14 protein-coding genes are annotated in these 14,282 nt (G+C 31.0%); 8 read left to right on the forward strand and 6 right to left on the reverse strand.

The annotated features are described in order from the left end of the window. Positions 1–32: 32 nt before the first annotated feature. Positions 33–482 (reverse strand): hypothetical protein, encoded by a 450-nt coding sequence (locus tag DG508_RS02415; RefSeq protein ID WP_108866618.1) that lies wholly within the window; start codon positions 480–482, stop codon positions 33–35. Then, complete coding sequence (locus tag DG508_RS02420) at positions 479–1,264, reverse strand: hypothetical protein (protein ID WP_108866619.1); 786 nt, start codon at positions 1,262–1,264, stop codon at positions 479–481. The genes DG508_RS02415 and DG508_RS02420 overlap by 4 nt, the downstream gene beginning before the upstream one ends. Positions 1,265–1,520: 256 nt before the next feature. Here DG508_RS02420 and DG508_RS02425 point away from each other — a divergent pair, with 256 nt between their 5' ends. From DG508_RS02425 to DG508_RS02460, 8 genes are all read left to right on the forward strand, one after another. After that, positions 1,521–3,062, forward strand: coding sequence for a vWA domain-containing protein (locus DG508_RS02425; protein ID WP_108866620.1), 1,542 nt, complete (start codon positions 1,521–1,523; stop codon positions 3,060–3,062). 1 nt (position 3,063) lies between these two features. Further along, a complete protein-coding gene (locus tag DG508_RS02430) occupies positions 3,064–3,948 on the forward strand; it encodes a DUF4349 domain-containing protein (RefSeq protein WP_108866621.1) in 885 nt (294 codons plus the stop codon). Positions 3,949–3,996: 48 nt separating this feature from the next. Next, the gene (locus DG508_RS02435) at positions 3,997–4,593 is read left to right on the forward strand and encodes a SprT-like domain-containing protein (protein WP_108866622.1); all 597 of its coding nucleotides are present in this window, start codon (positions 3,997–3,999) and stop codon (positions 4,591–4,593) included. Between the two features lie 2 nt (positions 4,594–4,595). Further along, positions 4,596–5,675 carry a mannose-1-phosphate guanylyltransferase gene (locus tag DG508_RS02440; protein WP_108866623.1) on the forward strand — a complete coding sequence of 360 codons (1,080 nt, stop codon included), beginning with the start codon at positions 4,596–4,598 and terminating at the stop codon, positions 5,673–5,675. Between the two features lie 6 nt (positions 5,676–5,681). Next, positions 5,682–7,130, forward strand: a complete 1,449-nt coding sequence (locus DG508_RS02445) for a DUF389 domain-containing protein (protein ID WP_108866624.1) — start codon at positions 5,682–5,684, stop codon at positions 7,128–7,130. A gap of 147 nt (positions 7,131–7,277) precedes the next feature. Further along, a complete protein-coding gene (locus DG508_RS02450; protein WP_108866625.1) occupies positions 7,278–8,114 on the forward strand; it encodes an alpha/beta hydrolase in 837 nt (278 codons plus the stop codon). A 28-nt stretch (positions 8,115–8,142) separates the two neighbouring features. Next, positions 8,143–8,919: a hypothetical protein gene (locus tag DG508_RS02455; protein WP_234418159.1), complete on the forward strand. Its 777-nt coding sequence runs from the start codon at positions 8,143–8,145 to the stop codon at positions 8,917–8,919. 12 nt (positions 8,920–8,931) lie between these two features. Next, on the forward strand, positions 8,932–9,288 hold the full coding sequence (locus tag DG508_RS02460) for a hypothetical protein (RefSeq protein ID WP_159090618.1): 357 nt from the start codon (positions 8,932–8,934) through the stop codon (positions 9,286–9,288). Positions 9,289–10,731: 1,443 nt separating this feature from the next. Here the strand turns inward: DG508_RS02460 and DG508_RS02470 are convergent. The 4 genes from DG508_RS02470 to DG508_RS02485 form a co-directional block, all read right to left on the reverse strand. Further along, on the reverse strand, positions 10,732–11,142 hold the full coding sequence (locus DG508_RS02470; protein ID WP_108866629.1) for a lipocalin-like domain-containing protein: 411 nt from the start codon (positions 11,140–11,142) through the stop codon (positions 10,732–10,734). Positions 11,143–11,265: 123 nt separating this feature from the next. Further along, a complete protein-coding gene (locus DG508_RS02475) occupies positions 11,266–12,378 on the reverse strand; it encodes a helix-turn-helix domain-containing protein (protein WP_108866630.1) in 1,113 nt (370 codons plus the stop codon). Positions 12,379–12,677: 299 nt separating this feature from the next. Further along, a complete protein-coding gene (locus DG508_RS02480) occupies positions 12,678–13,442 on the reverse strand; it encodes an ABC transporter ATP-binding protein (RefSeq protein WP_108866631.1) in 765 nt (254 codons plus the stop codon). Next, a complete protein-coding gene (locus DG508_RS02485; RefSeq protein ID WP_108866632.1) occupies positions 13,442–14,179 on the reverse strand; it encodes an MlaE family ABC transporter permease in 738 nt (245 codons plus the stop codon). The genes DG508_RS02480 and DG508_RS02485 overlap by 1 nt, the downstream gene beginning before the upstream one ends. Positions 14,180–14,282: the final 103 nt, after the last annotated feature.

The raw sequence follows: 14,282 nt of genomic DNA on the forward strand, positions 1-14,282 counted from the left end.
AATAATAAGACTGATAAGATAAACTAGGTGAATTATTTTTTGATAGTATCAAAGGAAACCTTTGTAGTCGTCAATAATTCTCCGTCAATTTCAATTTTTGAAGTATTGATAATCGTCATGATGGTGTCAGTTTTTTGTTCTGTAACGACTTTTATGAGTATTTCTTTGATAGAGTCAGAAGTAGTTTTAATAGGGGTTATAAAGTCAATATGCTTGATTTGAGTTCCTTCTGTGGTAAGAATAGAGGTGTTTCTGTCTGTTTCAATAGCAAAATCAGGATTAGATTTAGCTAAAGCTTTCCTGTCAAGATGTTCCTGTAATTTCTGCTTAATAAGTATCATATAGGCATCGCTATCTGAGAGAGCAGTTGTTTCTTCAGGAATATCAAGAGATTCAGTTGTTTCTATTTTCATTCTTCTTGACTCATTATTAGCACAACCTATCAAGAGTAAAACCGCTATGATGAATAGTAATCGTCTCATGATTTTATCTTGAATTTAAGTTTTACAATTTGTCCATTTAATCGTTTAGATTCAATAATTTCTACATTTTTTAAGCTCTGTGTTGGTGTAGTAAGTTTGTTGATGAAATCTTTTTTGGTATACATTTCTATACCTAGTCGTTGTGGTAATACTTGAAAAATATGAGCATCATTTGCAATCATTTGGGATAACTCTTTTCTCCTGTTTTTCCAATCTTCAACTTTTCCATTCGCATAATAATGCAGTATAAGTGCATAGTCATCAGTTCGTACTTGCAGATCTTCATTAAAATCAGAAGAAGCTAATCTGTATATGGTGTCAGTTTTGTGATAAGGGGATCGTATTACAAAATGAATATAATCATCTTTTGTTTTCCATGCAAAACAGCCAGTACTATCGCTTTTTGAGTAAAAAGGAGATTCTTTGTCATTAAGTATAATAATATCTATAGGTACTTTAGTAATTACCTGATTCCTATCCTGATCTATAAAACAAAATCTGAAAGTATTGTTAGTAGGGGGGAGAAAGAATATTGTAGCAAACAAACCTAGAGTGATACAGGCTACCCATAGCCATAAGTTATAAGATTTCTTTTTTGTAGAAGGTGTTATTTGGGCAGTACTCTTCATAAAATCATTCCAATTGGTATGCCCACAATATTGAGAAAGCAAATTAAGAATGTCAACACGAGGTAATTTTTCTGAGGAGTTTTTAAAATAACTATAAAAAGATTTTTCGCTTATACTTGAATTTACTTGTTTTTTTAAATCCTCCTGAAACAATATAATATCTTGTCCTTTCCAGTTAGCGATATCATTATTCGAAGCAGAATTACCCTTTAAAAATTGTTGGGTTATTGCTTTTTTAAGAAGATTGAATGCTATTTTTTCTTCAGAGTTTATAGGTGTATTGTTTTGGTAGTTAGGTGTTTGTGGTTTGAAAAATGTTTTACAAACGTTTTACAAGAGCTTTGCAAAAGATAATGCATGACTCCCTCTAAGTTTGTTTTTCATTGTAACAAGATAAAAACTATAAATAATGAAAACAAAGATGGTGAAAAAAAATAGAATACTAATACTGGGGGTATTACTTGTAATAGTAAGTTCATGTAATCAATATCATGATAAGCGCTATGATGTTCAAGAAACTATTGTAGTAGAATCTAAAATAGATGATATAAGTGATAATGAAAGTTATAAGGAGGTTATAGAGAATGGTTTTAAGGGGGTGTATACGGCTCCATTATCTACTTTTTCAATAGATGTAGATAGAGCTTCTTATAGCAATATTCGTAGAATGATCAATAATGGACAAAGAGTGCCTGAAGATGCTGTTAAGATCGAAGAAATGATTAATTATTTTAAGTATGATTACAAGTTGCCGATTGATGAGCATCCATTAGCCATTCATGCAGAGGAGGGAAGCACGCCATGGAACAAAGAAACTAAATTGATAAAAATAGGGTTGAAAGGAAAAGAAATACCAGCTCAGGATATGTTAGCTTCTAATTTGGTGTTTTTAATAGATGTTTCTGGCTCTATGTCTCAACAAAATAAGTTGCCCTTGCTTAAAAAAGCATTTGGGCTATTGGTAGCAAAATTAAGAAAAGAAGATAAGGTATCTATAGTAGTATATGCAGGAGCAGCAGGAGTGGTTCTAGAGGCTACAAGTGGTGATAATAAAGAAAAAATAATGAGTGCTTTTGATACTCTTACGGCAGGAGGAGGAACTGCAGGAGGAGAAGGTATAGAACTAGCATATAAAATTGCTGAAAACAACTTTATAAGAAATGGTAATAATAGAGTGATTTTGGCTACAGATGGAGATTTTAATATAGGTATGAATAGTGATAAAGAGATGGGAGAATTAATTAAAGAAAAAAGAGAGACAGGAGTGTTTTTAACCTGTATGGGTTTCGGTATGGGAAATTATAAGGATAGTAAATTAGAAACTCTTGCGGATTTGGGTAATGGTAATCATGCATATGTAGATACTATGCAAGAAGCTCAAAAAATATTCGGGCTTGAGTTTGGAGGGACATTGTTTGCGATTGCCAAAGATGTAAAAATTCAGATAGAATTTAACCCAAAAAAGATTAAAGCATACCGTTTAATAGGGTATGAAAATAGAATATTGAAAGATGAAGATTTTATAGATGATACCAAAGATGCAGGAGAATTAGGGAGTGGACATACTGTTACAGCTCTCTATGAAATCATACCAGTAGGAGTGAAAAGTAAATATTATAAAGAAATGTCAGATTTGAAATACACAAAAAAAGTAATAAAAGATTCTGATGAGTTGTTTACTGTGAAATTACGATATAAAAACCCAAAAGAAAATCAAAGTAATAAACTGGAATATGTATATCTAGGAGATAAAGAAGAAGAGGAGTCAATAGATTTCAAATTTGCTGCTTCTGTAGCATGGTTTGGGATGAAATTAAGAGGTTCTGAATATATACAATATCAAAATTTGGAGGACATTGTAGATTTAGCCAAAAACAATAAAGGAAAGGATGAGCAAGGATATAGGGCAGAGTTTATAAGATTAATGAATAGTTATAAAGGAATTAGATAATATGAAAAAGAATAATTTAAAAATAAGCAGAATATTAATTCTAATAACATTAATAGTATTAGGGTATTCTTGTTCTCAAAAGGAAAGTGATCATGTTTTTGAAACAGAGAATATCATGCTCAAGGATACAGAGGAAGCTCCTGTGTTAGCGACTGCCGTAATAGAAGAGGAATCAACTCTAGATAGTGATAAAACCAAAATAAGAAGTAAGGGTGTTCATACAGAACAAAAAATTATTAGAAATGCCAATTGTAGGATAAAGGTTAAAAATGTTGAGAAAGCAACAAAATTAGCAAGGAAGGTAGCGTTGGATTATCTTGGATATGTATCTGATGAGCGATTTACAAATACAAACTATACAAAAGAGAATCATTTTACAATAAGGATTCCTAAAAATGAATTTAACATTGTTTTAGATAGTATTTGTGGATTGGCAGAATTTGTAGACTATAAGAATATAACCACTGTAGATGTAACGGAAGAATATATTGATATAACTACTCGATTAAAAACCAAGCAAGAAGTAAAAGAGCGATATGAAACCATTTTGAGAACCAAAGCAAAAACAGTAGAAGATATTTTAAAAACAGAAGAAAAATTAAGTAAGATTCAAGAAGAAATAGAATCAGCACAGGGTAGATTGAATTATATGAGGAATAAGGTCTCCTATAGTACAATTCAAGTAGATTTGTATGAAACAATAATTCCAAAAGAGGAACCAGATACATATGAGCCAGATTTTTTGAATAAAGCAAAAAAGGGAATGTCCTTTGGTTGGTCTATTATAGAGAATCTGATATTACTGTTGTTTTATATTTGGCCATTTTTGATAGTAGGAACTGTTATTTTTATATACTTTAAATGGATACGTAAGGCAAAAAAATAATGAATTAAGCGCATCGGTACGATGCGCTTAATTTTGTATTTTGCGACGATGAAGGAAATACTGGCAAAATACATTCCTGAGCGAGCTTTAGAGCTGGCGTTTGATCTGATCCAGAAATGTAATGTACATCTCAAAATTGTAAATGAAAGAGTAACTAGGCATGGAGATTATCGAAAAATGCCTGATGGTAGCCATCAAATTACTGTAAATGCATCTCTCAATAAATATCGTTTTCTCATAACCTTGATTCATGAGATAGCACATTTAGTCGCTTTTGAGAAGTATGGGCGCTATATAAAACCACATGGGATTGAATGGAAAAAAACTTTTCAGCAATTAATGCTACCTTTTATTAATCCAGAGGTTTTTCCTTCTAAAGTATTACCAGTAGTAGCAAATCATTTTAAAAACCCTAGAGCAAGCAGTGATACTGACGAAAAATTATCAATTGCATTAAAACAATTTGATCCTGCTAATGATAAAAATTATATCTTTGAATTACCCCTCGGAAGTGTCTTCCGGTTATATAATGGAAAAATCTTTAAAAAAGGTAGTAAAAGAGTAAAACGATATGAATGCGTAGAACTCAATACAGGTAAAATTTACCTTTTTAACCCAAACGCAGAAGTCGAATTATTGAATTGATTATGGATAAAAATTATTATGCAATATTGATGGCAGGTGGAGTTGGGTCAAGATTTTGGCCAGTAAGCACCACAGAATTTCCTAAACAGTTTCATGACATGTTGGGAACTGGAGAAACCTTAATCCAACGCACATTTTCGCGTCTAGCTAAAATTATACCTAAGGAAAATATATTTATTCTTACCAATGAGCGATATAATGATTTGGTTTTAGAGCAATTGCCAGAAGCAAAACAAGAACAGGTAGTTACAGAACCAGCAATGCGCAATACAGCGCCATGTATTCTCTATGCAGCGTTAAAAATACAGAAAGATGATCCAGATGCAGTGATGGTAGTTGCACCCAGCGATCATTGGATAGAAGATGAAGATGCTTTTATTGGTAATCTAAAACAAAGTTTTGAGGCATGCGCAGAAAATGATATACTCATGACTTTAGGGATTCAGCCTACATTTCCAAATACAGGATATGGGTATATACAGTATGATAAAGAGACAAAAGATGCAAGAAAAAAAGTTGCTCAGTTTACAGAAAAACCCAATTACGATACTGCCAAAAAGTTTTTAAGCGAAGGTAATTATTTGTGGAATGCTGGTATTTTTATTTGGAGTGTGAATAGTATTGTGTCTGCTTTTGAACAGTTTCAGGAAACAATGACAGCTTTATTCAAAAAAGGATCATTCGTCTATAATACTGTGCAGGAGAACGATTTTATACAAGAAAATTATCCTTTAGCAGAAAATATATCAATTGATTATGCTATTTTGGAAAAAGCAGATAATGTATACGTGCTTCCAGCAACATTTGATTGGAATGATTTAGGAACCTGGGGTTCTTTATATGATAAATTAGATAAAACACCAATGAATAATGCGGTTGTAAATGCACGAGTATTACCTGAAAATGCATCAGGAAATATGATAAGAACATCCAATGATAAAATTGTGGTGGTAGATGGATTAGAAGATTACATTATCATAGATAAAGATGAGGTGCTTTTGATCTATCCAAAACAGAAAGAACAGGATATAAAAAAGGTACTTCAAAAAGTAAAAGAAAAGTACGGAGAACAATACGGATAATAAACAATGACAGAGAATACAAATCAACAACCTGCTTCTGATAAGGAGGAGATGGCAGAATCGGTAAAAAGAGACGCCAAAGGGCTTTTTGAAAGTGTAAATACATTTATTAGAGAACTTCTGGATATACGATCTGAAACCGATAAGGATCAGACGATAGAAGATGTAAAAAAAGATATACCCTTTAAAGGGCATAATGCTTGGATTCTTATTTTTTCTGTCTTTGTAGCCTCTATTGGTCTTAATGTAAGTTCTACAGCAGTAGTGATTGGAGCCATGTTAATTTCTCCTTTAATGGGACCTATTGTAGGTATAGGGCTATCAATAGCGATCAATGATATAGATACATTAAGGAGATCTCTAGTTAATCTTGGAGTAATGGTAGGTTTGAGTGTTCTTGCAGCAACACTATATTTCTGGGTTTCTCCTTTAACAGAATTAACACCAGAATTAGAAGCCAGAACGGCACCGACAATATTAGATGTAATGGTAGCTGTTTTTGGGGGGTTGGCATTGATTGTTGCTAAGTCCAAAAAAGGAACAATGGCCAATGCTATTGCCGGAGTAGCTATTGCTACTGCCTTGATGCCTCCTCTATGTACAGTAGGGTATGGTATTGCAGAATGGGAGCTAGGATATGCTCTAGGGGCATTGTACTTATTCTCAATCAATGCTACTTTTATAGCATTGTCTACATTTATTGTGTCTAAGTTATTGCGTTTCCCAATGTTGCGCTATGCCAACTCCGTAAAAAGAAAACGTACAGCACAATTAGCTTCTTTATTAGCAATATTGGTAATGATACCAGCAAGTTATACTTTTTATGTAACGCTCAATGAGAGTAATGCAGAGAGAGATTATAAGTCTTTTAAGGCTAATGAAATTGATGCTAATGAAAACTTATACCTGAGGAAAGATTTTTATGATTATAACAATGAATCTATAAAACTTTATTTTGATGGAGAAATTAATGAAGCTACCGTGAGTGATCTTCAAAATGAAATTAAAAAATATACCAGTATTAGTGATTTTACATTAGCTATAAATGGTAATAAATCACGAGGAATTGATCAGATTTCTAAAGCATATGATAGATCTATTGTACAGCTAAATCGAGTAGAAAAAGAAAATGAAAAACTTCTTGATGAGATAGAAGATCTTAAAATACAAATCACAGGATTAGAAACACAGCTTAAGGAAGCTAATAAAGTAGTTCCTGTAGCAGTAATACCATACGCTAGTATTGCAAAAGATGCCAAGATACGTTTTCCTGATTTAGCAGAATTAGGATACGGTAAGGTGCAACGATCAAACTTCTTAAAGGTAGATACTGTACAAGTAATCTTCCCTAAATGGAAATTTCAAGTATCTGATAGCTTGGATAATGTAAGAGTACATGCTTTACAAGAATGGATAACCAAAGAAATGAAAGCCGATACACTATATGTAGAATAAGAGTTAATAATTGATTTTTTATCTTCTCTTTCAAAGTAGCTCTCAATATAATTGTTTGAATACAATAGCGTAGTTTTTGAGTGTGTTGTCATTTATTTTTGATTACAATTTTGTTATGTTTTATCATTAATTCATTAACTATATACTATGATGCGATTACAACTCTTTTTGTTATTCTTGTTAGGTAACTACTCATTTCTTATAGCTTCTCAAGTAGATACCTTGTCTATTACAAGTGTATCTATGAATAGAAGTGTTAAAAACGTAGTGATTTTACCTGATAGTTATACTACTCAACAAAATAAATATCCTGTACTGTATTTGCTACATGGAGCTTATGGTGATTATAGGGATTGGGTAACAAAAGCTCCTATCATAAAAAAATATGCAGACAGTCATAACATTATTATTGTTTGCCCCTCGGGCGATGTGACTAGCTGGTATTTTGATAGTCCTATAGATGAGAAGATGAAATATGAAACCTACATAACAAAAGAATTGGTAAGGGAAATAGATAAAAAATATAGAACTATTTCTCATAGAAAGAGTCGAGCAATTACAGGCTTAAGTATGGGAGGGCATGGAGCATTGTATCTTGCTTTTAAGCATCAGGATATTTGGGGGGCTGCGGGTAGTATGAGTGGTGGTGTTGATATTAGACCTTTTCCTAATAATTGGGATATAAGTAAACGATTAGGTAGTTATGCTGAAAATAAAGAAGTTTGGGAGCAAAATACCGTTATTAATTTGACTCATTTGTTAAACGGAGATTTGAAACTGATTATTGATTGTGGGTATGATGATTTCTTTTTTGATGCAAATAAAAGGTTGCATCAAAAATTAGTGCAGAATAATATAGCTCATGATTATATAGAAAGACCAGGAGAGCACAATTGGGAATATTGGGCAAATGCAATAAAATACCAATTATTATTTTTTAATGATTTTTTTGAGAGAAGTAAAAAATTAGATAATCAAGAATAAAGCTGAGTCATAACTTAATTCTGAAAATATGAAAATAAACAAAGTTTTACTATTGTTTTTGATGTTGGTTTTGTCTGCAAAAAGTTATGGTCAAACAAAGACGATTCATGTATATGTTGCATTGTGTGATAATAAATTTCAAGGGATCGTACCTGTTCCTGAAAAAATAGGAAACGGCAAGGATCCTAGGCTTAATTTATATTGGGGAGCAGGGTATGGTGTGAAGTCTTATTTAAAACTAAAGACAAAAGATTGGAAATTTATAAAACAATTAAAATCTTCAAACCCTTATATTTTGGATAGAATACTGTTTAAACATGCTACAAAAGAAGTGTATATTTTAGCAGATGCTTATGATGGTGAGCAGATAAAACCATGTATAGAAGATTTTTTGAAAGCATCCAATACTCAAAACCCGTTAAAAATAGAGATAGATTCAAAAGACTTAAATTTTGGAGGGAATGCTGATTTATTAGCTTATATAGGACATGATGGGTTAATGGATTTTGATGTAAATGTGGGTTATAAAAAAACGAATAAGAAGCAAAAGGATGTGATAGTTTTAGCATGTTACAGTAGAAATTTCTTCTCTCCCGAAATAAAAAAAGCCAATGCCAATCCAATTTTATGGACAACACACCTGATGGCACCAGAAGCATATACCCTGAAGTCAGCTATTGATGGATGGATCAATAATGAATCAGGAAAACAGATTGATGAGCGAGCAGCTCAAGTGTATAATAAATACCAGAAGTGTGGGATAAAAGGAGCTAGAAACCTATTTACAACGGGCTTTAAAAAATAAAAGAATTAGTAGATGAGGCGAGTGTTTTTCTTGATTGGCATTATGCTGCTGATGCAATCTTGTTTGGTGAGTAGATTAAGTAGACCAAAATTAACGGGGTATATCTATGCTAAAGATAGTAAGCAACCAATTGAGAAGTGTAAAGTAGGAGAATCGTATACAGATGCATGGGGATATTATGAATTAAGCGAAAAAAGATATAGAGAGATAACCTTTATAGGAAATGAAGCGCCTCCTGTATTTGTACAAGAACTAATCTTCAAAAAAGGGTATGTTACAGATACTATCAAAGCATTTAATAGATATGGAGGAGCTGCTAGAAAAAATACACACTGGAAAATAGATACAATATTCCTGAAATCTAAGTAAAGAGTATTGTTGTATTTTAAAATATAACAATACAATAATCAATGTAAATTCAATTTTATTAGATAAATAGTAGAGATATTTCTCATACTCAAGATTAATCCTTCTATTGATTTAATATTACTTCTTAAGTGGAACACTCTACTGAGGCTATTTTCCCATTGGTCATACTTCAAAATAAAATAGATTAATAACATTATTATCTCCGAATTTTCTGTCTTGTCTGAATTAACAATGCCTCTGTGTGGTTGATATTTAGTTTTTGCGAATACATGAGGGAGAGGGTATTGATAAAATGTCCCGATTTGTTTACTTCTTACATTTGAGGACTTTTGTTTCTCTTGTATCCATATGTTTGCCAAAAATATGTAATGCAAAATAAAAATAATTAGGCTGTTTTTTTAGAAAGGTTAATCTATGCTTTTGCCTGAATTTAAAATATATACTTGAACCAATAGAAGAGTGAATTTTTTACTTATAAAGTATATGTAAAGAATAAGAGTAACAGGATTGAAAAACTCTATTGATTTTGTTAATAGTATTAAAATACCCGAGTGATGACGGCTATATAGGCTTCGTAAAAAGGTGATGTTTCACCCTTTATCGGAGCTTATATACATTTTAGAGTAAATGGGATATCAAACTTTTAGCTAAAATGTATTTGTTAGCTCTAAATTGTATTTTTTGATAAAAGAAGGTATTGAATATAGATAGATAGCGCTTAAAAAAAAATAAAGACTAACCGTAGATAATAAAGACATTGTTGTCCTCTGATGTGGTAAGGTTTTACGATAATATATCAACTCAATTAATAAATCTATTGGATGGAAATTATTCTGTTCTCAAAAAGGATTTTCAGTCGTAGAATAGACACCAGAAGCACATAAAATATGAGAAGGACAAGTTGAAAGTTTGATTGATAGTATTGATTATTACTTATTCAATTTTACAGACGATGAGTTGTGTTGTATACCAGTTAAATTTGACTGGAATGTATCTAAAAAAAAATAAAAGAAAGAGGAGAATCTATTGATGATAAGCTATTAAAATAACTAAAATTGAAAAAACTTAAAGGGTTGGATAAACTTGAAGGGAATCAAAAACTTTGGATAATTACAGCTTAGCTTTTGCAGTTTTGGGTGTAATCATTGGATGTTTTTTATGGACATCAAAAAAAGCCTTACAAATGGTAAAAAAGTTTATTCCAAGTATCACTAGAGGTAGGAAATATGGGAAATATACCTTTTAAATAAGTTTAATAATTAATTTATCCTATTAGCTTTTTAATGGATTTTTTTGAGTAACCAATATGAAAAATATAGCCTTCCTCTTTTTTGAGAGGAAGGCTATATTTTTTACTTTATATGTCAAAGGATAGAGTTGTCTAAAATGTTTAAGATACTCTTGCTTTGTTATTTCTTAAGTTATCATATTTTGGGAAGACTATTATTCTCTATTAAATGTTTTAACAATAGTATTTGAGGATTCAATTGATTCAAGGGTTAAGGTTTTATTGTTTTTTAGGGTCGAAATTTCAGAATCCCCAATACCTTGTATGGTAATTGAACTATGATCAACTGAATAGTCATATGTGTTGTTAGAGTTTATCTTGCAACTATTAGTTGAATTAGAACTGTATGTTTTTATGATGACCTCATTAGAAGTATTGAACTCTAATGATTCCATCTTTTGACAATCATTTAGGTTAACATTAGATCCATTTTCTGTTATACTTGATAATGTCCATTTACCAATAATAAATGTTTCATTTATTGTTTCGGTAACATCATCATCACTACACGAAGACATAAAGCTAAAAAGAATTAGTGTTAATGTCAATAATAAATTTTTACTCATTTTGTTTTGTTTATTAGACTTAAAAAAGCCATTGATATTATTTTAAGCAAAATTAATTTAACAAAACAGAATCATGGTTTACAATTGTTAGAAGTAAACAATTATAGACAAATTGAGGCTAATTTATTTTTGATTTAGCTTTTTGTATTTAGAAGGAGTGTAGCCTGTTTCTTTCTTGAATCCGATATAAAATGCGGATTTCGAATTAAAACCAGCCTCAAGACCAATTGCCAGAAGAGTATAGTTTTTGAAGTCATCGTTTAATAGCATTCTCTTAACTTCTTCTACTCTATAAAAATTTAAGTGATCAGAAAAACCCTTTTTTGATGCAGTATTAATCATTTGAGAAAAATAGCCAATACTTATTCCAAGTCTTTTAGCAATATCATTTCTACTTAACTTGGGGTTTTTAAATAATTTGTCTTCTTCAAGAAGAGATATCATTTTAAGAAAATATGGATTCTCATCTGATTCTCTTGATTTTATATTAGTTGTTTTCTTTTTGTTATCTACAATTTTTCTTATTTCATATCTGTTTCTGGCCAATCTAAATTTATAGATTCCAACATACCCAACCCAATAAAAAATAAAATTCAAAAACAACCATAAAACAAATGTAATATCACCATAAAAATAGTAATCAATAACCTCTAAAATTATCCAAGTGATTACAATTAAAATATGAAGTCCATAAAATATTCTAATCCATTTTGAGTCATAATTTATAGTATAATTATTACTTCTATTCTTTTTAAAAAGCATTTGGCCTACAACTATTAGAACTATTAAATTAAAGATAATAGAAAAAGAATACTCAATTTTATAAAAAATAGAAATCCATTGCTTGTCATAGATATCGTATAAATCAAAGTAAAAATGACCTCCTATATATAGGTTTAATAATAAAGAAATAATAAAAGGAAATAATAAGAATACATGTTTGATATTTAGTTTTAATTTTGGATTTAAAAACTTTACATAATACATGTATAGGCACACTGGAAAAAGAAGAACAAACTCAATATCTTCAAATATTCTATAATTTGGATAACTATCATACCATTTATATTTTAACAAACAGTATTGAATATTTATTAAAACTCCAATTAGAACTCCAATTCCTAGGTATAGATTAGTGTTGCTTTTAAAAAACCTTGAAAAAAGAATTGTAAGCGCAAAGAATAACCCTTGTGCAACGCCAATAAGAATTAAGAAGTCAATAAATTGAATATTCATTATCTAATATTTATAGTAATTTAACTCGTTGTGTGTTTTGGTTTAGGCTAAAAGAGCTTTTTTATGTTGCTTATTAGCAAATTACGAGAAAATATTGAAAATTTTTAGAGAACTATAATAAGAAAACCGATTGCCCTCTCAACAACGTATCTCCAAAGTTGATTAATTTTGAGTTAATTGGTTTTGTTCTTATCTCTTAATATTTTCTGATAGTGGTAGTGAGAATCATTTATTCAGGATATTTTCTTCTACTTTAAGCAGTAGCATTGAGAAAAGTTAAACGACAAAATAAGTAATTGTTACAACCCTTTTAATTGAGCATCCCGTACTTTTTTGAATAAATTAGAAGAGTATACAAAATCTGTGACTGCTTCATTATCAGTTTTGAATATTTGTGACTTATCGCCTTCCCATTCCAGATGACCACTTTTAAGGAAAATAATTTTTTCTCCTATCTCCATTACCGAGTTCATATCATGAGTATTAATTACCGTGGTAATATTATTTTCTTCAGTAATTTCTTTAATCAGATTATCGATTACAATAGCAGTTCTGGGATCTAGCCCAGAGTTAGGCTCATCACAGAATAAATATTTTGGTTGCGTTACTATCGCACGAGCAATAGCTACACGCTTTTGCATTCCTCCACTAATTTCAGAAGGAAGTTTTTTCTCTGCATTTTCAAGATTTACCCGATCCAACACTTTGTGAACCCTCTCTAACATTTCTTCTTTTTTCTGTTTAGTAAACATCATCAAAGGAAACATTACATTTTCTTCTACAGTCATAGAATCAAACAAGGCACTACCCTGAAAAACCATTCCCATCTGTTCCCTCAGATCTCTTTGTTCCTGCTCGTTCAAGTCTGAGTATGTACTACCATCATAGCAAATAGTTCCTTGTTCAGGAGTAAAAAGCCCTAATAAACATTTTAAAAAGACCGTTTTACCACTACCACTGGTTCCAATAATAAGATTTGTTTTTCCTCGATCAAATGTAGTGGTAACCCCTTTTAAGATCGCTTCTCCGTTAAATCCTTTATGTAGGTTTTTTACTTCTATCATTAGCTTAGTAATAATTGGGTGAGAACATAATTAGAGATAACGATAACTACCGTTGTCCATACAAAGGCAGAAGTACTTGCTTTACCTACTTCTAGTGCGCCACCTTTCATATAATATCCATGAAACGAAGGGATAGTAGCTAATAAAAAAGAGTATAAGAAAGTTTTAATAAAAGCATACACAAGGTGATAAGGAATAAATTCTTCTCTAAGGCCTACCAAAAAATCATCTGTAGATACAAAACCACCATATACTCCAGCTACATATGCTCCAAATACTCCTGTAAACATAGCTATCGCAATTACAAAAGGATAAGTAAGCATTGCTATAATTTTTGGAAAAACTAAATAATTGAGGGAGTTAATTCCCATTACTTCGAGTGCATCAATTTGCTCTGTTACTCTCATTGTACCAATACTTGATGTAATAAATGAGCCCACTTTACCAGCCATTATTACAGAAATAAAAGTAGGCGCAAATTCAAGTATAACTGATTGTCTAGAAGCAAAAGCAATAAGCTTTTTCGGGATTAGAGGATTTGTGAGGTTTAGTGCCGTTTGTATGGCTACAACTGCCCCAATAAAAAAAGCAAGAAATACGGTAATTCCCAAAGAACCAATAATAAGATCATCGATTTCTTTAAAAATTAGATTTCGTATAACAGACCCTTTAGTCATTCGACTAAAAACTCCTTTCAACATTAAAAAATAGCGACCAATATCGTCTAGATAAAACATTTGTTATAATTAGAAAGGCTAAAATAGAAAAAAAAATAGCCATAGCATTTAACCTTCTATTAAAGTTTTACATTTGCACAAATAGTATTTTAGCTCTTCAAAA

It is taken from the genome of Aquimarina aquimarini (assembly GCF_900299535.1).
In the GTDB taxonomy this organism is placed as follows: domain Bacteria; phylum Bacteroidota; class Bacteroidia; order Flavobacteriales; family Flavobacteriaceae; genus Aquimarina; species Aquimarina aquimarini.